Origin of the sequence: Streptomyces sp. NPDC021100, assembly GCF_044333095.1 — a bacterium.
Classification (GTDB): domain Bacteria; phylum Actinomycetota; class Actinomycetes; order Streptomycetales; family Streptomycetaceae; genus Streptomyces.
This window is the reverse complement of the sequence record NZ_JBIRQH010000004.1, coordinates 539,645-557,899: the sequence shown is the minus strand read 5'-3', so window position 1 is coordinate 557,899 and position 18,255 is coordinate 539,645. Positions and strand designations below refer to the sequence as shown.

General features: G+C 74.0%; 18 protein-coding genes and 1 pseudogene. 10 read left to right on the top strand and 9 right to left on the bottom strand.

The window, feature by feature from the left end; genetic code table 11:
- Nucleotides 1–114: 114 nt before the first annotated feature.
- Nucleotides 115–792, top strand: coding sequence for a YitT family protein (locus tag ACH4PU_RS11945; RefSeq protein ID WP_398269771.1), 678 nt, complete (start codon nt 115–117; stop codon nt 790–792).
- Between the two features lie 266 nt (nt 793–1,058).
- Complete coding sequence (locus ACH4PU_RS11940; protein WP_004948858.1) at nt 1,059–1,433, top strand: RNA polymerase-binding protein RbpA; 375 nt, start codon at nt 1,059–1,061, stop codon at nt 1,431–1,433.
- A gap of 96 nt (nt 1,434–1,529) precedes the next feature.
- On the opposite strand, the gene fxsA is transcribed toward ACH4PU_RS11940, so the two are convergent.
- The 5 genes from fxsA to ACH4PU_RS11915 form a co-directional block, all read right to left on the bottom strand.
- Complete coding sequence (fxsA, locus tag ACH4PU_RS11935) at nt 1,530–2,069, bottom strand: FxsA family membrane protein (protein WP_398269768.1); 540 nt, start codon at nt 2,067–2,069, stop codon at nt 1,530–1,532.
- Between the two features lie 197 nt (nt 2,070–2,266).
- The gene (locus tag ACH4PU_RS11930) at nt 2,267–3,025 is read right to left on the bottom strand and encodes a polyprenol monophosphomannose synthase (RefSeq protein WP_398269765.1); all 759 of its coding nucleotides are present in this window, start codon (nt 3,023–3,025) and stop codon (nt 2,267–2,269) included.
- Nucleotides 3,022–4,737 (bottom strand): apolipoprotein N-acyltransferase, encoded by a 1,716-nt coding sequence (lnt, locus tag ACH4PU_RS11925; RefSeq protein ID WP_398269762.1) that lies wholly within the window; start codon nt 4,735–4,737, stop codon nt 3,022–3,024. Before lnt ends, ACH4PU_RS11930 begins: the two co-directional genes overlap by 4 nt.
- A 524-nt stretch (nt 4,738–5,261) precedes the next feature.
- The gene (locus ACH4PU_RS11920) at nt 5,262–6,875 is read right to left on the bottom strand and encodes an amidohydrolase (protein WP_398269759.1); all 1,614 of its coding nucleotides are present in this window, start codon (nt 6,873–6,875) and stop codon (nt 5,262–5,264) included.
- A gap of 250 nt (nt 6,876–7,125) precedes the next feature.
- Nucleotides 7,126–7,569, bottom strand: a complete 444-nt coding sequence (locus tag ACH4PU_RS11915) for an Lrp/AsnC family transcriptional regulator (RefSeq protein WP_004948875.1) — start codon at nt 7,567–7,569, stop codon at nt 7,126–7,128.
- Nucleotides 7,570–7,769: 200 nt separating this feature from the next.
- On the opposite strand from ACH4PU_RS11915, the gene ACH4PU_RS11910 reads away from it, so the two are divergent.
- Nucleotides 7,770–8,153, top strand: coding sequence for a hypothetical protein (locus ACH4PU_RS11910; protein ID WP_398269755.1), 384 nt, complete (start codon nt 7,770–7,772; stop codon nt 8,151–8,153).
- Between the two features lie 286 nt (nt 8,154–8,439).
- Here the strand turns inward: ACH4PU_RS11910 and ACH4PU_RS11905 are convergent, their stop codons facing one another.
- Together ACH4PU_RS11905 and ACH4PU_RS11900 are read right to left on the bottom strand one after the other, a co-directional pair.
- Complete coding sequence (locus tag ACH4PU_RS11905) at nt 8,440–9,612, bottom strand: acyl-CoA dehydrogenase family protein (protein WP_398269752.1); 1,173 nt, start codon at nt 9,610–9,612, stop codon at nt 8,440–8,442.
- 328 nt (nt 9,613–9,940) lie between these two features.
- Nucleotides 9,941–10,570: a TetR/AcrR family transcriptional regulator gene (locus ACH4PU_RS11900; RefSeq protein WP_398269749.1), complete on the bottom strand. Its 630-nt coding sequence runs from the start codon at nt 10,568–10,570 to the stop codon at nt 9,941–9,943.
- A gap of 89 nt (nt 10,571–10,659) precedes the next feature.
- Here ACH4PU_RS11900 and ACH4PU_RS11895 point away from each other — a divergent pair, with 89 nt between their 5' ends.
- From ACH4PU_RS11895 to ACH4PU_RS11880, 4 genes and pseudogenes are all read left to right on the top strand, one after another.
- Complete coding sequence (locus tag ACH4PU_RS11895; RefSeq protein ID WP_398269746.1) at nt 10,660–11,274, top strand: DUF6230 family protein; 615 nt, start codon at nt 10,660–10,662, stop codon at nt 11,272–11,274.
- A complete protein-coding gene (locus ACH4PU_RS11890; RefSeq protein ID WP_398269743.1) occupies nt 11,265–12,194 on the top strand; it encodes a DUF6114 domain-containing protein in 930 nt (309 codons plus the stop codon). Before ACH4PU_RS11895 ends, ACH4PU_RS11890 begins: the two co-directional genes overlap by 10 nt.
- Nucleotides 12,195–12,427: 233 nt before the next feature.
- Nucleotides 12,428–13,057 (top strand): annotated as a pseudogene (dhaL, locus tag ACH4PU_RS11885) (dihydroxyacetone kinase subunit DhaL); the annotation flags it as partial.
- Nucleotides 13,058–13,189: 132 nt separating this feature from the next.
- The gene (locus ACH4PU_RS11880) at nt 13,190–13,561 is read left to right on the top strand and encodes a PTS-dependent dihydroxyacetone kinase phosphotransferase subunit DhaM (RefSeq protein WP_398269915.1); all 372 of its coding nucleotides are present in this window, start codon (nt 13,190–13,192) and stop codon (nt 13,559–13,561) included.
- Between the two features lie 10 nt (nt 13,562–13,571).
- On the opposite strand, the gene ACH4PU_RS11875 is transcribed toward ACH4PU_RS11880, so the two are convergent.
- The gene (locus ACH4PU_RS11875; protein ID WP_398269740.1) at nt 13,572–14,318 is read right to left on the bottom strand and encodes a PIG-L deacetylase family protein; all 747 of its coding nucleotides are present in this window, start codon (nt 14,316–14,318) and stop codon (nt 13,572–13,574) included.
- Between the two features lie 145 nt (nt 14,319–14,463).
- Here ACH4PU_RS11875 and ACH4PU_RS11870 point away from each other — a divergent pair, with 145 nt between their 5' ends.
- The 3 genes from ACH4PU_RS11870 to ACH4PU_RS11860 are packed head-to-tail and all read left to right on the top strand — an operon-like array spanning nt 14,464 to nt 17,423.
- Nucleotides 14,464–15,534 carry an ABC transporter substrate-binding protein gene (locus ACH4PU_RS11870; RefSeq protein WP_398269737.1) on the top strand — a complete coding sequence of 357 codons (1,071 nt, stop codon included), beginning with the start codon at nt 14,464–14,466 and terminating at the stop codon, nt 15,532–15,534.
- The gene (locus tag ACH4PU_RS11865) at nt 15,535–16,605 is read left to right on the top strand and encodes a FecCD family ABC transporter permease (RefSeq protein ID WP_398269734.1); all 1,071 of its coding nucleotides are present in this window, start codon (nt 15,535–15,537) and stop codon (nt 16,603–16,605) included.
- Between the two features lie 5 nt (nt 16,606–16,610).
- Nucleotides 16,611–17,423 carry an ABC transporter ATP-binding protein gene (locus ACH4PU_RS11860; RefSeq protein WP_398269731.1) on the top strand — a complete coding sequence of 271 codons (813 nt, stop codon included), beginning with the start codon at nt 16,611–16,613 and terminating at the stop codon, nt 17,421–17,423.
- A gap of 151 nt (nt 17,424–17,574) precedes the next feature.
- Here the strand turns inward: ACH4PU_RS11860 and ACH4PU_RS11855 are convergent, their stop codons facing one another.
- A complete protein-coding gene (locus tag ACH4PU_RS11855; RefSeq protein WP_398269728.1) occupies nt 17,575–17,937 on the bottom strand; it encodes a hypothetical protein in 363 nt (120 codons plus the stop codon).
- Between the last annotated feature and the right edge of the window lie 318 nt (nt 17,938–18,255).

The window sequence follows — 18,255 nt, the reverse complement described above, 5'->3', positions numbered from 1 at the left end:
GTCCACCTTTCAGGAATTGGCCATGGATCATCATCGCTTACAGTCCACAGACTGCCATGCGAGAGGCCACATGCACCACCACCGGGGCGCGGCCATGACTTTTGGGGAGGGGCTGTGCCCACACCGACACGGACCACGGCGACGGCGGTCGCCGGCCGCCTCGTCCGGCTCTACACGGGCCTGGCGCTGTACGGGGCGAGCGCGGGGCTGCAACTGCGGGCGGGGCTCGGCCTCGCGCCCTGGGACGTGCTCAACCAGGGCGTGGCCCGGCACGCCGGGATCTCGATCGGCACGGCGTCGGTCCTGATCGGCGCGCTGGTGCTGCTGCTGTGGATCCCGCTGCGGCAGCGCCCGGGGCTGGGCACGGTGTCCAACGTGCTGGTGATCGGACTGGCGATGGACGCGACGCTGGGGCTGGTCCCCGCGCAGCACTCGTTCTGGACGCGGATCCCGCTGCTGGCCTTCGCCGTGGTGCTGTGCGGCGCGGCCACCGGCCTGTACATATCGGCCCGCTTCGGCCCGGGCCCGCGCGACGGGCTGATGACCGGCCTGCACCGCAGGACCGGCCGCTCGGTGCGGCTGGTACGCACCTGCATCGAGGTGGTGGTGCTGGCGACGGGCTTCGCGCTCGGCGGCTCGGTGGGTGCCGGGACGGTACTGTTCGCGGTGACGATCGGCCCGCTCGCCCAGTTCTTCCTGCGCCTCTTCGAACCGGCTCGCAGCGCGCCGGCGGAACGTCCGGTGGCGGGCGGGGAGGCGGCTCCGGCGGCCGTCGGGACGGCCGGGGCCTGACCCGGTGCGTCATGGTGACCCGCGAGCCGGTAGTGTACGCCTTTGACCCACCGGATGAACCGTTACTGCGCGCTTAAGTGCCGGGAACACTGGGTGACATCTGTTGTCAGATGTGACAAACCGGGCGCTGGTGGGTACAACAAGGGGCGGCACGACGGGCGACGCATGTCCCTCAACGGGAATCTTCACCGCCGACCGGACGTTGACCGGATGACGACGACAGCGACACCTGTCCTGTGGGCGACAAGCCCGGGAGGCACGAATTCATGAGTGAGCGAGCTCTCCGCGGCACGCGACTTGTGGTGACCAGCTACGAGACCGACCGCGGCATCGATCTGGCCCCGCGCCAGGCGGTGGAGTACGCATGCCCGAACGGCCATCGATTCGAGATGCCGTTCTCTGTAGAGGCGGAGATTCCACCGGAGTGGGAGTGCAAGGCGTGCGGCGCCGTGGCACTCCTGGTGGACGGCGACGGACCCGAGGAGAAGAAGGGCAAGCCCGCGCGTACGCACTGGGACATGCTCATGGAGCGGCGCACCCGCGAGGAGCTGGAGGAGGTGCTGGCCGAGAGGCTGGCGGTCCTGCGTTCCGGTGCCATGAACATCGCCGTGCATCCGCGGGACACCCGCAAGTCGGCCTGACCGACCGCCGCACCGCGCAGCACCACAAGGGCCCGGCCACCGCGAAGAAGCGGTGGCCGGGCCCTTGTGCGTCCTCGCGCGCCGGCGCGTCCCCGCTCAGCGCGGGAGCTGCGGGTCGTCAGCGCGGGGGGCGGGGCGCTCGTCGTCCCGTATGACCTCGCCCTGGACGACCTTGCCGTCGGGCTGGTGCATCCGTGCCTGCCGCATCGCGTCCCCCAGCGGGCTCGCGGCGCCCGCGCGCTCGATCCGGCGGACGGCCGTCTTCCGGATCAGGGCTCGGGTAGGCGGGAAGAGGCAGAGCAGGCCGGCCGCGTCCGAGATCAGGCCGGGGACCATCAGCAGGAGGCCGCCGAGCATCGTGAGGCCGTTGCCCTCGCCCTCCGGCGCGGCGCTGCCCGCTCCCGCGGCCTGCATCGACCGCGTCAGCCGCTGCCAGGCACGGCGGCCGGCTCGCTTGATCACGTAGCCGCCCAGGATGACGCCTCCGGCCAGCAGCCCGAACACGGCGAGGCCGCCGGCAGCGTCGGCGACCAGGACCAGGAGCGCGATCTCCGCCACTGCCCAGGCGGCGACGGCGAGGGGGATCAGTTTGCGGGCCCGGCGTTGCTTGGGCTGCTGCGGTGTTCCGAACGTCATGCATCCAGTGTGCCTGGGTGGTGGGGGTGCCCCGGTTCCTCCCCCAGGGGGGTGCCCCCAGTCCTCAAACGCCGGACGGGCTGATATAGCCCGTCCGGCGCTTGAGGACGAGCGGCGAAGCCGCGAAAAGGGGGTCTGGGGCGCAGCCCCAGGAATCGGCGAAGGGGCGGGACCGGGGCACCAGCCCGCCGCAGGCGCTACCGCCCGAGCACCTTGCCCACGCGCGACCCGACCCCCCACGACGTGACCCGCCACAGAGCCTCCGCGACGATATCGCGACTCATCTTGGAGTCGCCCCGCTCCCGCTCCACGAACGTGATCGGCACCTCCACCACGTGGAAGCCCGCCTTCACCGCCCGCCACGCCAGGTCGACCTGGAAGCAGTAGCCCTGCGAGGCCACCTCCTCCATCCCCAGCCCCTCCAGCGTCTCGCGCCGGAAGGCGCGGTAGCCGCCGGTGATGTCGCGCAGGCGGACGTCGAGCATCAGCCGGGAGTAGGTGGAGCCGCCCCGGGAGAGGAACTCGCGGGACTTGGGCCAGTTCACGACGCGGCCGCCGGGGACCCAGCGGGAGCCGAGCGCCAGGTCGGCGTTCTTGAGGGCGGTGAGCAGCCGGGGCAGTTCCTCGGGCTGGTGGGAGCCGTCCGCGTCCATCTCCACCAGGACGCCGTAGCCCTGTTCCAGGCCCCAGCGGAAGCCCGCCAGGTAGGCGGCGCCCAGCCCCTCCTTGCCCTCGCGGTGCAGGACGTGGACGTGGTCGTCGTCCTCGGCCAGCTCGTCCGCGAGCTTGCCGGTGCCGTCCGGGCTGTTGTCGTCGGCGACGAGCACGTGCGCCTCCGGGACGGCGGCCCGCACCCGGCCGACGATGGGCTTGATGTTCTCCGCCTCGTTGTAGGTCGGGATGATCACCAAGGTCGTGCCGAGCGGACCGTATCTCCGCTGACCGCCGTCGTTCACTGCTGGCCCTTCTTGTCCGACTTGTCCGGGGACTCCACCACTCGTCCCCGACGACCGATCAGCAACGCGGCCGCCCAGGAGAGAAGGCCCACCATAGCGAGCGTCCATTCGGGCGCCGCACCCGCACGGTCCGCGAGCGTCGTGCCGTCCCGGAGCGGGATCGACGTGGTGATGACCTCGCGGGTGAACTCGGGCGCGCGCCGCAGCACCGAGCCGTCCGGGCCGACGACCGCGCTGATGCCGCTGGTGGCGGCGGTGACCACGGCCCGGCCGTGTTCGACGGCGCGCAGCCGGCTCATGGCGAGCTGCTGCTCGGGCTGGTCGGAGTGGCCGAAGGTGGCGTTGTTGGTCTGCACCACCAGGGCGCGGGCCCCGGCTTTCACGGTCTTCCGGACGATCTCGTCGTAGGCGATCTCGAAGCAGATGACGTCACCGAGCCGGGCCGGGCCGACCTTCATGACCCCGGTGTGGTCGCCGGGGTAGAAGTCGCGGGGCACCCGCTGCAGCCGGGTGATGACCTTGCTGAGCTGCTCACGGAACGGCACGTACTCGCCGAACGGCACCGGGTGCTGCTTGGTGTACGAGGCGCCGGGGCCGGACTTCGGGTCCCAGACGATGCCCTGGTTGAAGACGTAGCCCGGCTTGGTGGGGTGGTCGACGAGGGCGCCGACGAGCACCGGCACCCCGATCGTCCTGACCGCCAGGTCGATGCGGTCGTACGCCTCCTTGACCCGGAACGGGTCGAGGTCGGACGAGTTCTCCGGCCAGATGACGAGGTCGGGCTTCTTCGCCCGCCCCTCCTTCACGTCCTTCGCCAGCTGCAGGGTGGCGTTGACGTGGTTGTTGAGGATCAGCATCGGGCGGCCGAGGAAGTCCATGCCGGGCTTCTGGACGTCGCCCTGGACGACGGCGATGTTCACCGTGTCGTCGGCCTTGGTCGGGACCGGCACCGCGTACCCGGCCAGGAGCACGGCCCCGGCCAGCGCCGCCGCCTCCACCGCCGGGAGCAGCGCCTTCACCGCGCGCGGGCCGCCGACGCCGCGCCGCCGCCACACGGTGAGCCCCGCGAAGGCGAGCAGGCCGCCGGCGAGGGCCACCGCGAAGGACACCAGCGGGGCGCCGCCCAGCGCGGCGAGCGGGGTGAACGGCGAGTGGGTGTTGGCGAAGGCCAGCCGGCCCCAGGGGAAGCCGCCGAACGGCACCCGGTCGCGCGCCCACTCCTCGGCCACCCACAGGCAGGCCCCCCACACCGGCCACCCGGGCAGCCGGGAGGTCCGGGCCAGCCCGGCGCCGAGCGCGGCGACGAACAGCGCCTCCGCCACGGACAGGCCGACGACGGCGTCGTACCCGACGACGTCCAGCCAGCGCAGCAGCAGCACGAAGAACGGCAGGGCGAGGACGAAGCCCGTCCACGCGCCCTGGCGGGCGGTCCGGCCGTGGGTCATCAGGACCAGCGCGGCGACCCCGAGGACGGACAGCGGCCACACGTCGTACGGCGGGAAGGCGAAGGCCAGCCCGACGCCGGTCGCGGCGGCCAGGCCGGTGCGGGCGGCCTCGCGGCGGGCCAGCGCGGCCAGCCGGGCGCGCCGGCCGGGGCGGGGCGCGGCGGGCGCCGGGGCGGCGTCCGGGCGGCTCGCGGCCGGGTCGCCGGCGGTCTCGGCGGTGGTGTCGGAACCCGAGGGCACGGTCGCGCCTTCCTGCAGCTCGTTCAAGGGTCACGTGACCGTACCTCGCGGTGGGTAGGGCTCGTGTCCAGGGTGCGGGAAAGCGGCGCGGAGGCCGAGAGGCGAAAGGCCCGGCCGCGATGCGCGGGCGGACGGGGACGGCGGGTGGGGCTCGGTGTCCTTCGGGCCGGCCGGGGAACCGCTGGCTGCGGGTCGCCCTGGAACCGTTGTCTACTGAACGTCCGGGCCCCACCCGGGTCACACCTGCCGACCCGGCGGAACGTCCCCCGCCCCCGTGCGCTGGACCTGGCTCCCAGTGGCGGCGCGCCCGTACGGCGCGCCACCCCATGGCCCAGCGGCGTTCGACGACTGCGTGGAGTTCTCCGGTCGGGCGTCCTGTGGTGGACCCGGCCGAACTTACCCGCCCCGGACCGCACCCTGTCAACAGCTGCTTGACCTGCGTCGTTGTGCCAAATCAGCAGGTCAGTGCGGAGGGGGTGACGCAGCGCGACAGGCCGACCGCACGTCGTTCGGCGGTACGCGCCGCGCGGACGTCACCCGTTCGGCCGGTCTCAGGCGGCGTACACGGTCCGTCCGGCGACCACCGTGCGGACACAGCGGGGCAGTTGGCCGCCGGGGACCAGCTCCGGCAGGCCCGGGGTGCCCGAGCGGGGGTCGGTGGACCAGTTGGCGACGCGGGCGTCCGGCACCTGCACCACCAGGTCGCCGGCCTCCCACACCGCGTAGTCGGCGGGCGCCCCCGGCACCAGCACCCCCGCGTCGTCCCGGCCGATCGCCCGCCAGCCGCCACGGGTGTGCGCGGTGAAGGCGGCACGGACCGAGATCCGGTGCTCGGGGGTGTGGTGGAAGGCGGCGGCCCGGATCGTGCCCCAGGGGTCGAGCGGGGTGACGGGGCTGTCCGAGCCGAGCGCCAGCGGGACGCCGGCGCGCAGCATCGCCGCGTACGGGTTGAGGGTGCGGGCCCGCTCCCGGCCGAGCCGCGCGGCGTACATGCCCTCGTCACCGCCCCAGGCGGCGTCGAAGGCCGGCTGGACGGAGGCCGTGAGCGCGAACTCCGCGAACGCGGCGATGTGCTCGGGCGTGAGCATCTCGGCGTGCTCGACCCGGTGCCGGGCGGCCCGGACACGGTCCAGCCCGACCTTCGCGGCCGCCGCCCGGACGCCGGTGACGACGGCGGTGAGCGCGGCGTCGCCGATGGCGTGGAAACCGGCCTGGACGCCGGCCTCGGTGCAGGCGGCGACGTGCGCGGCGACGGTGTCGGCGTCGAGATGCGCGGTGCCGGTGCCCTGACCGTCCGCGTACGGCTCGTGCAGGCAGGCCGTGTGGGAGCCGAGGGAGCCGTCCACGAAGAGGTCGCCGGCCGCGCCGTGCGCGCCCAGCTCCCTGACCTTCGCCACCTGGTTCGCGGAGGTGAACGCCTCGGCCCAGTAGCCGACGACGCGGGGGCCCGGCTCCTCGGCGGCCAGCCGCAGCAGTCCGGTCAGGTCGTCCTCGCCGGAGATCATCGGGCCGGCGCACTCGTGCACCGAGCCGATGCCCAGCGAGACCGCGCGCGCCAGCGCGGCGCGCTGCGCCTCGGTCCGCTGGGCGGGGGTGACGGCGGCGTGCGCGGTGGCCCGGACGGCGTGGTGGGCGTCATCCGTCAGGGGCCCGTCGGGGGTGAATCCGCGCAGGTCACGGACGTTGGGGACGAGGTCGAGGAGGGCGGTGGCGGCCACCGCCGAGTGCACGTCGACCCGGGTGAGGTAGAGCGGCCGGCCACCGGCGGCTTCGTCGAGCTCCGCCCGGGACGGGGGCCGGCCCTCGGGCCAGCGGGCGGCGTCCCAGCCGTGCCCCAGCAGGATCCGGTCACCGGGCCGGGCGGCGGCGTACGCCCGCACCCGCTCCAGCGCCTCCCCGAGCGTGGCCGCGCCGGACAGGTCGAGTCCGGTCAGCGCGAGGCCGGTGGCAGTGGTGTGCACATGTGCGTCTGTGAACGCCGGGGTGACGAGCGCGCCCTGAAGGTCGACGATCTCGTCCACCCCGTCGGCGAACGAGTCGGCCGCTCCTTCGGAGCCGACCCAGGCGATGTGGCCGCCTTCGACGACCATGGCGGTGGCGAAGGGGTCGGCGGGGCTGTGCACGTCGCCGTTGCGGAGGAGGGTGGTTCGGGGGCGCTCGCTCATGGGACAAGTGTGGCGTGGCGGGGGGTGCGGCGGGTGGGCGGGGGGTTGGGTGAGCCCCGGTCCCGCCCCTTCGCCGATTCCTGGGGCTGCGCCCCAGACCCCCCTTTTCGCGGCTTCGCCGCTCGTCCTCAAACGCCGGACGGGCTGGAAACCAGCCCGTCCGGCGTTTGAGGACAACCGCGCGAAGCGCGGTTTCGGGGGGTCCGGGGGGCTTGCCCCCCGGGAATCGGCGAAGGGGCGGGCCTGGGGCTCACCCCACTCGCGGCGGCCGCGCCTCGTACGGCGTCGAGAGGACGATCGTCGTCCGCGTCGACACCCCCGCCAACGACCGGATCCGCGCCAGCAGATGCTCCAGCTCCAGCGGCGTGGCCACCCGCACTTTCAGGATGTAGTTCTCGTCCCCCGCGACACTGTGGCACGCCTCGATCTCGGGGATCTCCGCCAGCCGGTCCGCGATGTCGTCCGGGGCGCTCGGGTCGAACGGCTTCACCGAGATGAAGGCGGTCAGCGGCAGCCCCACCGCCTCCGGGTCGACCACCGCGGCGTAACCGCGGATGACCCCGCGCTGTTCGAGCCGGCGCACCCGCTGGTGCACCGCCGAGGTGGACAGGCCGGTGGCCTTGCCCAGGTCGGTGTAGCTCATCCGCCCGTCCTTGACGAGCAGTTCCACGATCTCTTTGTCCAGCTCCTCCACACCGGCCAACCTACTGCGTCGCACGGCGCCCGGCACAGTCGGCGCCCCCCGCGGGCGCGCGGGACGCGTGACGAACGCCACAGGCCCGCGCCCGTGTCCCCCCGGCCGGGGCGATTACCCCGGACCGCCGACGGGAAGTGCTTGCTGTGGCCGGAGCCGAGACGCCCCGGCCAGGCCCAGCCGAGGGGGAAACGAAGATCATGCCGAGCCTGGAACGCCTGGAGAACGACGGCGACAGCAGCCCGTACGGCCTCGACGAGCCGGCGGACTTCACCACGATGTTCCGGGTGACCTGCCCGGACTGCGCCCGTCCGATCGCCCTGCTCGCGGACGAGGACGAGCTGCCGGAGCACGCTCTCTGCCCGTCCCCGTGGAACCCGTTCGGTCTCACGGTCTGCCCGGGCTCCGGGCGCGCCGTGGAGGACGCCGAGCCGGCCGGGGAGGACGAGGGCGCGCTGGAACTGGACACGGCCCTGCTGCTCACCCTGCCGGAGAGCCTGGACTGGCGGACGCAGCCGTTCTCGCACATCGGCGGGCCGGGCTCGCGGCCGGTGCGGGTGCCGGAGACGCGCCACAGGCCCTGAGGCGGAGCCCGACGCGCGAAGCAGGACAGACGCGGACCATCACCGTCGCCCGCCCCGACGGCGGCGGCTCGCGTACGCACGGCGGAGTGCCGGGGGGCGGTCCGGGCCGAAGGCGACGACGCCCGGGTGCGCGGCCGCGGGACCACCGGGCCGCGGCCACCCGGCGGCGTACGGGCCGTCGACGGCCGCAAGGTGCCGGGCGGTTCGGGCGCGGACTCCGTCCGCCCGCGCCGTCCCGGGGCCGCCGGCCCGCCACCGGCCGCGACGTACCGCCTACCGCGACCCGTTACCGCGACTCCGGCCCGGCCAGATGACGGGCGATCACCATCCGCTGGATCTGGTTGGTGCCCTCCACGATCTGGAGGACCTTCGCCTCGCGCATGTACCGCTCCGCGGGGAAGTCCGCCGTGTAGCCGTACCCGCCCATGAGCTGAACGGCGTCGGTGGTGACCCGCATCGCCGCATCGGTGCAGAAGAGCTTGGCCATGGCCGCCTGCCGGGAGAACGGCAGCCCCTGGTCGCGCAGCCGGGCGGCGGCGAGGTAGAGGGCCCGGCCGGCCTCGATCTGCGTGGCCATGTCGGCCAGCAGGAAGCGCAGCCCCTGGAAGTCCACGAGGGGACGGCCGAACTGCCGCCGTTCGGCGACGAAGGCCAGCGCCTCGTCCAGGGCCGCCTGGGCGACGCCGACGGCGCAGGCGGCGATGCCGAGCCGGCCGGAGTCGAGGGCCGACAGGGCGATGGTGAAGCCCTGGCCCTCCTCGCCGATGCGGCGCGCGTCCGGGACGCGTACGCCGTCGAAGTGCAGCTGCGCGGTCGGCGACCCCTTCATGCCCATCTTGCGCTCGGGCGCGGCGGGCGTCAGCCCGGGAGCGTCGCCGGGCACCAGGAACGCGGTGACGCCGTGCGCGCCCTCGCCGCCCGTCCGGGCCAGGACGGTGTAGAAGTCGGCGATCCCGCCGTGCGTGATCCACGCCTTGGTGCCGGTGAGGACCCAGTCGCCGCCGTCGCGGACGGCACGGGTGCGCAGGGACGCGGCGTCGGAGCCGGACTGCGGCTCGGAGAGGCAGTACGCGCCGAGGAGCCCGCCGCCGAGCATCGCGGGCAGGTGCTCCGCCCGCTGCTCCTTGGCGCCGAACCCGGCGAGGCCGTGGCAGGCGAGGGAGTGGACGCTGACCCCGAGGCCCACCGTCAGCCGCGCGGCGGCCAGTTCCTCCAGCATCTGGAGGTAGACCTCGTACGGCTGGCCGCCGCCCCCGAACTCCTCCGGATACGGCAGCCCGAGCAGCCCGGACGAGGACAGCAGCCGGAAGAGGTCCCGGGGGAAGTGCCCCGCCTCCTCCTCGGCCGCCGCCCGCGGGGCGATCTCCCGCTGCGCCAGGTCGCGCACCAGCGCGAGCAGGTCCTTGGCTTCCTCAGTGGGCAGCTGGCGCTCCACCGGCTGCGGGCCGTGGTCGGTCATGCGACGGCTCTCCTCCCTGTCGGGCGCTGGAACGGCGGGGGCCTGGGTGTCGGCCGGACCGCCGGCGATGCCCAGTCGACAGTCCCGTGCCGGATCGCGGAATGGGGATGACCTGCGGCTGTGGCGCTTGGAGTATGCCTGATCGTGGGGGCCTCGTCACGGGTTGACAGATCATGGCCGGACTGCAACTGGAGGGTCCGGCCGTGACTTTCAGGTTGATGTCCCGCATATACCCCGGTCTGCCGCAAACTTCACTGGCGGCGCTCCGAATGGGGGTGCGGGGGCCGCAGCCCCCGCGGGAAACGGGAAGGGGCGGGGCCGGGGCGCCTCACCACCGGGTCCGCTCCGGCGCCGGACACGTCGGCTCGTGTTCCTCGACCATCCGCAGCGCGTCCCCCAACGCTCGCACCAGCACCCCGCACACCATCTCCCGGGGCAGTTCACGGCGGACGAGCCAGTCCAGCGTCACCCCTTCCACCGCCGACAGCCAGCCGACGAGGGCGGTCCGCGCGACGGGCGGGAGGTCGGTGCGCCCCCAGGCGGCGCGGGCCATCGCGGTGAGGAGCTGTTCGCGGACGCGGTCGCGGATCGCGAGGACGTCGGCGTCGAAGCCGACGCCGCCGGTGACGATGGCGCGGTACGCGGCCTGGTGGTGCTGGGCGTAGCGGAGGTAGCCGTCGACGGTGTGGTGGACGCGTTCGGCGGGCGGCAGGTCGTGGGTGGAGCCGGCGCGCTGGACGAGTTCGGCGACGGCGTCCTCGATGATGGCGAGGTAGTAGCCGCGCTTGCTGCTGAAGTAGTAGTAGATCAGCCCCTTGGCGACGCCCGCGTGCCGGGCTATGTCGTCCATGGACAGGGCGTCGTAGGACGTGTCGGCGAACAGCTTCCGCCCGACGGCGATGAGTTCGGCCCGGCGCGCCCGCGCCCGCTCGCTTCCGCGCTGTTGACTATCGTTCAAAATCGGCCCTAGTCTCCAACTCCACGGGAACATCGGCAGTATGGCACCACCTGCACACCACGCACTTCCCTGAGTCGCGGGAGGAAGCAGTGAGCGGATCAGACCGAGACCTGCCGGAGGGCCGTACCGCCTGGCGGCGGACCGCCCTGATCGCCCTGCCGGCGGTGCTCGCGGTGGGGGCGATGGCCACGGGGATGGCGCAGGGCGTGCTCGCGGCCTCGTTCGCCGTCTCCGGCACGCATTTCCAGGTGTCGTCCGGCAGGCTGACCAGCGACGGGCTCGCCTCGTACGTGCAGACCGACAAGTCCGTCGACGGCAAGGGGCATCCGGTCGCCCTGCTGGGCATCGGGAACGCCCGGCTGAGCGACATCTGTCAGGCCGCGTCCGTGCCCACGCCGCTGGGCAAGGTCACGTTCAAGCTCACGGCCGGCGGGCGGGCCGGCGAGGTGACGGCGAGCGATCTGGTCATCGACGGCGAGGACCTCGTCGGGGACGCGGAGTTCGGTACGGCGCAGATCGGCCGGGACGCGTCGACGCTCGACCGGGTGCCGGGGGTGAAGAGCGACGCCGGCGCGTTCGGGCTCCAGGCGGGGAAGGTCACGGTGGCGGGCGTACGGTCGCACGCCTGGTCGGCCACCGGCGGCAACTTCCGGCTCAGGGGCCTGAAACTCCAGGTGAACCTGGACGGCGACCAGTGCTTCTGAGGCGGCCGCGGGCGTTCCCGACGCTGCCGGACGGGCCGGCCCGCCGCCGCTTCCGCGCCTGGCGGCGGACCCGGCCCTTCTGGGCCGGTGCCCTCCTCGTCCTCGGCGGGACGGAGCTGCTGGTGGTCCCGCTGTCACCGGTGACCGTGCTGGTGAGCCTGGGGCTGGGCGGGCTGGCCGCGCTGGGCATCGGGCTGGCGCTGATCGCGGCGGGGCTGTTCCTCTGGTTCCTGCCGTCGGCACGGCACTACGTGAGCGTCAACGCCCTGATCCTGTCGGTGCTGTCGTTCGCGGCCACCAACCTGGGCGGGTTCCTGGTGGGCATGGCCCTCGGCATCGCGGGCAGCGCGATGGGCTTCGGCTGGACCCCGAGGGGCGACCGTACGCTCGCCGTCGCGCTGCCGGCCGTCCTGCTGACGGTCCTGGCCGGGCCGTCGGCGGACCGGGCGGAGGCGGCGGAGGCGCCACCGGGACGGCCGGTGCAGTCGGAGCAGCCGGTCATCGCGGCCGCCACTCCCCCGTCCGTCACCGCCTCCCGCTTCTCCCCGCACGGCTTCACCCTGGCCGGCGTGCGTCACATCCCCACGGCCAAGGGCCGGTTGAAGGTCATCGTCCTCAAGATGCGGGCCGCTTCGCTGAGCGACTACCGGCTGCGGACGCGCGACGGACAGGCGGCAGGGCAACTCGCCCTGCAGGCCCGCGCCTTGGAGCTACGAGGCGAGGTGACGCTCCACCTCACCCGGTTCCACGGCTGCCTGGAGGGCCTCGTCTGCCTCACTTTCTCCCCCGACACCCTCCCCGCGCCCCCGGTGATCCCGCCTTTCGTCTTCATGACGGACGTCACGGCCGAACAGGCCCTCGTCACGGCGGACACCATCACGGCGGACGGGCTGGGGCTGCGCGCCCTGCCGGGAGCGTGAACGGCGTACACCCCGGCGCCCGGACGCTCCGGCCGTTCACTCTCGCGGCGGAGGCCGCTCGTCCGGTCGGATGAGGCCTCACCGTCGCCGTTCCGCCACGGGTGGAGCACGAGGCGTACGCCAACGGCCTGCAGAAGAACGTGTTCGACGTCGTCCGCTGACCCGGTCCGCCCGCGCCTACGCTGGCCGGGACGCAGCCGTCCGTCAGAAGCAACAGGAGCAAGGAGCCGCGCATGACCGCCGCCATCCCGCTTGACCTCGCCTTCTTCCGCCGCTTCCTCGACCGCGCCGTCGAGGTCGTCGTCGCCTCCGCCGACCGCCTGACCGAGCTGGACGCCGCCATCGGGGACGCGGACCACGGCGCCAACCTCAAGCGGGGCTTCACCTCCGCCGCCGGGGCGGAGGCGGTGGCGGAGGCGGGGACCCCGGGGGCGCTGCTGACCGCCGTGGGCGCGCATCTGACGAACACGGTGGGCGGAGCGTCGGGCCCGCTGTTCGGCACGGTGTTCCGGCGGCTGGGGAAGGTGCTGGGCGAGGACGCCGAGGTGGCTCCCGAGGCGCTGGGGCAGGGGCTGGCCGCCGCCGTCCGCAGCGTGCGCCGGCTGGGCGACTCGGCGCCCGGGGACGCGACGATGGTCGACGCCCTCCAGCCCGCCGCCGACGCCCTCGCCGCTTCCCTCGCCGGCGGCGACGACGTGACGGCCGCGCTGCGGGCGGCGGCGCGCGCCGCCGTCGAGGGCGCGGAGGCGACCGTCCCGCTCCGGGCCCGCCGGGGCCGGGCCAGTTACCTGGGCGAGCGGAGCGTCGGCCATCAGGACCCGGGCGCGGCCTCGTCCGCGCTGCTGGTCACGGCGCTGTACGAGGCCACGGACCCGGATCTCGCCCCGCGGCGGCAGGAGGAGCCGGGCCCGCCGGAGGAGCCGCAGGCCGCCGAGGCCGCCCCGGACGCCGCGCCCGCCCCCGCACCCGCCCCCGGCCGCGTCGGCGTCGTCCTCGTGTCGCACAGCCGCGAGCTGGCCGCCGCCACGGCCGGCCTGGCCGCGGCTCTGGTCGGGACCGGTGACCCGGCGCCCGTCGCGCTCGCCGGCGGGCTGCCCGACGGGGGCGTCGGGACGAGCGCCGAGCTGGTCAGGGCGGCCGTCGAGGAGGCCGGTGAAGGGGCCGGCGTGGTGGTGCTGTGCGACATGGGGAGCGCGGTGCTCACCGTGAAGTCCCTGCTCGGCACCGGTGAACTGGCGGACGCCCGGCTGGTGGACGCCCCGTTCGTCGAGGGCGCCGTGGCCACCGTGGTGACGGCCTCGGCGGGCGGCGACCTGGCCGCCGTCCTGGCGGCGGCCGAGGACGCCCGTACCTACCGCAAGCTCTAGCGGTCGCCGGTCACCTGGGGAAGAGTTCGAACGCGACCGCCGGCCGTCCTCCGAAGCGCTCCCCCGCCGCCGCCATGTTGCCCTCCAGGAAGGTCCGGCAGTAGCGCTCCGGCTCCTCGTCCGTGAGCGCCTCGATGTAGGTGCGGTGGCAGAGCAGCGACGCCACCGCGCGGTCGAGGCCGGCGCTCGCGTCCACCGCGTGGGTGGGCCGGGGCGAGCCGGCGACGGCCACATAGCGCACGCCGTTCCACGGGGTGAGGCCGTCGTCGACGAGCTCGGGGAAGATCCAGCGGTTCCCGGCGTCGGCGACGGCGTCCAGGGTGGCCCGGCCGACGGCCCGGTGGTCGGGGGTGTTCCAGGCGACCCCGCCCCAGGTGTCGTGGTGGTTGAGGGTGAGGACGAGTTCGGGGCGGTGGCGGCGGACGGCGGCGGCGATGTCGCGGCGCAGCGCGGTGCCGTACTCGATGACGCCGTCCGCGTGGTCGAGGAACTCGACGGTGTCCACGCCCACGGCGGCGGCGCTCTCCCGCTGTTCGCGTTCGCGCAGCGGTCCGGCCTCGGCGGGGCTCAGGGTGTCGATGCCCGCCTCGCCGCGCGTCGCCAGGACGTAGGCGCAGGTGCGTCCCTCGTCGAGCCAGGCGGCGATGGCGGCGGACGCGCCGTACTCGAGGTCGTCGGGGTGGGCGACGACGGCGAGGGCGCGCCGCCAGTCGGTGGGCATGGGCTGGAGCTGCTGGGGGGTGGTGTGGTCCGGCATCGGTGGTCCTCCGCGGTAGTTGATCTTCCGCAGCCTATGCCGCACATCTCGCCGCCCGCCGGGAACCCGACCGGCGCGCGGTCCGACTACTGGTCAGGGCCCGCACCAGCGGTCCCCGCTGGAACGACCCCCTGGAGTGTTTCTCATGCGCCCTCGTGCGTGGTGCGGTGTGCTGGCCGCGGTGGCCCTGACGGCGACGGCTTGTGGCGGTGGCGGCGGTAACGACGGGGAGGCCGGGAAGGAGGGCGCTTCGGGGGGCTCGGGCGGCAAGGGCTTCCCGGTGAGCGTCACGGACTGCGCGGGTGCGAAGACGACGTTCGACGGACCGCCGAAGAAGATCGTGACGAGCAACGCGGCGGCCCTGGAGCTGCTGCTGTGGCTGGGCGCGGGCGACCGGATCGCCGGTACGGGCTTCCCGCCCGGCAAGGGCGCGGTGCCGCCGCAGTTCGCGGACCAGGCGGCGAAGGTGCCCGTGCTCGGCAAGACCGTGATCCCCAAGGAGAAGATGCTGGGCTCGGGCGCGGACGTCTACATCGACTCGTTCTCCTCCGCGAGGAACATGGGCGGTGCCGCTCACGGGCCGAATCCGGAGGAGTTCAAGGCCGCCGGCATCAAGCACATCTACCTCAAGTCGACGGCGTGCGCGGCCAAGGCCGCGTCGCCGCGCACCGATCTGTCGGGTGTCGAGGCGGACATCGAGGAACTGGGCCGGGTCACCGGCACCTCGGCGCGGGCCGCGGAACTGGTGGCGGACATGCGGAAGAAGACGGACGGCGTCCGGAACGCGCTCAAGGACGTGCCGGAGGACAAGCGGCCGTCGTACTTCCTCTTCGACTTCGACGCGAGTACCAAGCAGCCCATGGCGGTGTGCAACCGGCAGGTCGCCAACGCCGTCATCACCCAGGGCGGGGGCCGCAACGTCTTCGCCGACTGCGACGGCGACTTCAAGCCCGTCGGCTGGGAGGACGTGGTGGCGAAGAATCCGGACTTCATCCAGCTCGCCGTGCGCAACCGGGGCAGCGAGGAGGCGAACCGCAAGGCGTTCGGCGAGGCGGAGGATTTCCTCAAGTCCTTTCCCGCGACGAAGGACCTGAAGGCCGTCAAGGAGGGCCGTTTCCTGCGCATCGGATCCGAGCCGACGACGACCGCCGGTGTCCGCAACGCGGACACGGTGCGGGAGATCGCCCACGTCCTGCACCCGGACCGGGTCAAGTAGATGGCGACGCTCGCGGTGGCCGGCGAGAAAGAGGAACGGGAGAGCGCGCGCGAGCCGCGTACGTTCCTGGTGGCCGGTGTGCTGGTGGTCGTGCTGGTCGTGGCGCTGGTCGCCTCGGTGTGCCTGGGGTCGACCCGGGTGCCGGTGGGTGACGTGTGGTCGGCGGTGGTCCGTGGGGTGACGGGCGACGACCTGGCGCCCGGCACCCACGACCTGATCGTGTGGCGGCTGCGGGTGCCGCGGGCGCTGCTGGCGGCGCTGGTCGGGGCGGGTCTGGGGCTGGTCGGCACGGCCACCCAGGCGCTGGTCCGCAATCCGCTCGCCGACCCGTACCTGCTGGGCATCTCCAGTGGCGCGTCGCTGGGGGCGGTCGCCGCGATCGTCCTGGGGGTCGGCGCCGGCGGGGCGTTCGGCCTGGGCCTGTCGGCCGCCGCGTTCGCCGGGGCGCTGGCGTCGTTCGCCCTGGTGTGGGCGATGGCCCGGCGCGGCGGCGGTTTCTCGCCGCTGCGGCTGGTGCTGGCGGGGGTGGGCATCGGGCAGTTCCTGTCCGGGTTCACCCACTACCTGGTGCTCCAGGCGGGCGACGAGCAGCAGACGCACGGGGTGCTGTTCTGGCTGATGGGATCGCTGGGCGGGGCCCAGTGGTCCTCGCTGACGGCGCCCCTGGTGGCCGTCGGCCTGGGGCTGGCCGCGCTGCTGGCCCGGGCGCGGGCGCTGGACGCGCTGCTGATGGGCGACGAGACGGCGGCCGGTCTGGGCGTCGATGTGGGCCGTCTGCGCCGTGAGTTGTTCGTGGTGACGAGTGTGCTGACGGGTGTGCTGGTGTCGGTGTCGGGGGCGATCGGCTTCGTGGGGCTGATGGTTCCGCACGTGTGCCGGATGGTCGTCGGCGGCGCCCACCGCCGGCTGCTGCCGATCGCCGCCCTGTTCGGGGCCGTACTGCTGGTGGTGGTCGACCTGGTGGCCCGGACGGCCCTGCCGGACCAGGAACTTCCGGTGGGCGTCGTCACCGCCCTGATCGGCGCCCCGACCCTGCTCTACCTGCTCGACCGCCGCCTGGAGAGGGGATAGCCCGCATGCGCATCGCCATCGAGGAGCTGAAAGTCGTCCTCTCCGGGCGGACGATCGTCTCCGGCGTCCACCTGCTGGCCGAGGACGGCGAGATCGCGGGCCTGGTCGGCCCGAACGGCAGCGGCAAGTCCACCGTCCTGCGCACGGTCTACCGCTACCTCAAGCCGCACGCCGGACGGGTGCTGGTGGGCGGTACGGACATCCGCTCGCTGTCCGCCCCCGAGGCCGCGCGCCGGGTCGCGGCACTCCCGCAGGAGCGCGGCAGCGACTTCGAACTGACCGTTCGCGCGGTGGTGGCCATGGGCCGCACGCCCTACAAGCGGGCGTTCGCGGGCGAGGACCGGACGGACGCGGAGGCCGTCGCCGCCGCGTTGGAACGGGTCGGGCTGGCCGGGGCGGGGGGCCGCTCCTTCTCCGCCCTCTCGGGCGGCGAACGGCAGCGGGTGCTTCTGGCGCGTGCCCTGGCCCAGGACCCCAAGGTGCTCGTCCTGGACGAGCCGACGAACCATCTGGACGTCCGTCATCAGGTCGAGTTGCTCGCTCTGCTGCGGGCTCAGCGGCGGACGACGCTGCTGTCCCTTCATGATCTGAACGCGGCGGCTTCGTTGTGCGACCGGCTGCACGTGTTGCACGAGGGGGCCGTGGTGGCTTCCGGGGCGCCTCGGGATGTGCTGACGCCGGAGTTGCTGGCGGAGGTGTTCGGGGTGCGGGCGGTGGTGGTGGAGCATCCGCTGACCGGGGATCCGTTGATCGCTTTCGATCACCGGGAGGTGGCGGAGGACGGTGACGTACCGGTGATCGCCGCTTCGGCGGGGTGAGTCGCCCCGGTGGCGCACCCCGCCCGCCCTTGAGACGGACGGGGCCGGCCTTGACGACGTTCACCCGTCCCCGGGCGCGGCGCGCGGTTCCGCCCTCGCTTTCCGCCCGCTGTCCGGGCGAAGACCGAGGCGGCGAGCCCACCGGTGCCGCTCACCAGGTGATGACGACGGCTCCGTTGCTGCCGTAGCCACCGTAGCCGCCCCCGCCGCCGGCGGTACCTTCGCGCCCGTCCTCGGCGGGCTGGTTGTGCTTGGACTGGCCGCTTTCGCCGTTCCCGCCGGTGCCGCCGTACCCGCCCCTGCCGCCGTTGCCGCCCTTGCCGCCGCGTCCGTAGGGCTTGTCGTGGGCGCCGGGCGCGCCGCGGCCACCCACGCCTCCGCGCCCGGAGCCGAAGGCGCGGCCGCCGTGTCCTCCGTCGCGTCCGTCGCCGCCGAGGTCACCGGGCTTGCCCGGCCGCCCGGGGCCGCCCGCGGCTCCGTCGATGCCTTCAACGGGCAGGCCCGTGCATCGCATGCCTTCGGCGGTCGTGCCGCCGCCCGCTCCGGCGGGTCCCCGTCCGGAGGCCGGCCGCCCTCGCCGGGTGCGCCGTTGCTGTACTTGCCGTTGTAGCCGCCTTCCGTGCTGTCCGCCCGGGGCGCCGGAGGCGCCCTTGCCGAAAGAACCGCCCGGTGCGCGGACGGAGAGCGGGATGCCGCCCGGGCCCCGCACCTCGCAGGGGTACTGGCCGGCGGCGCGGAAGACGGGGTCGTCCGCGCCGCCGCTGCTGTGGCCGTCGGTGCCGGTATCCCGATCCGTGCGGGCGGTGGGCGCTGCGGGGAAGCGGGGGCCTGC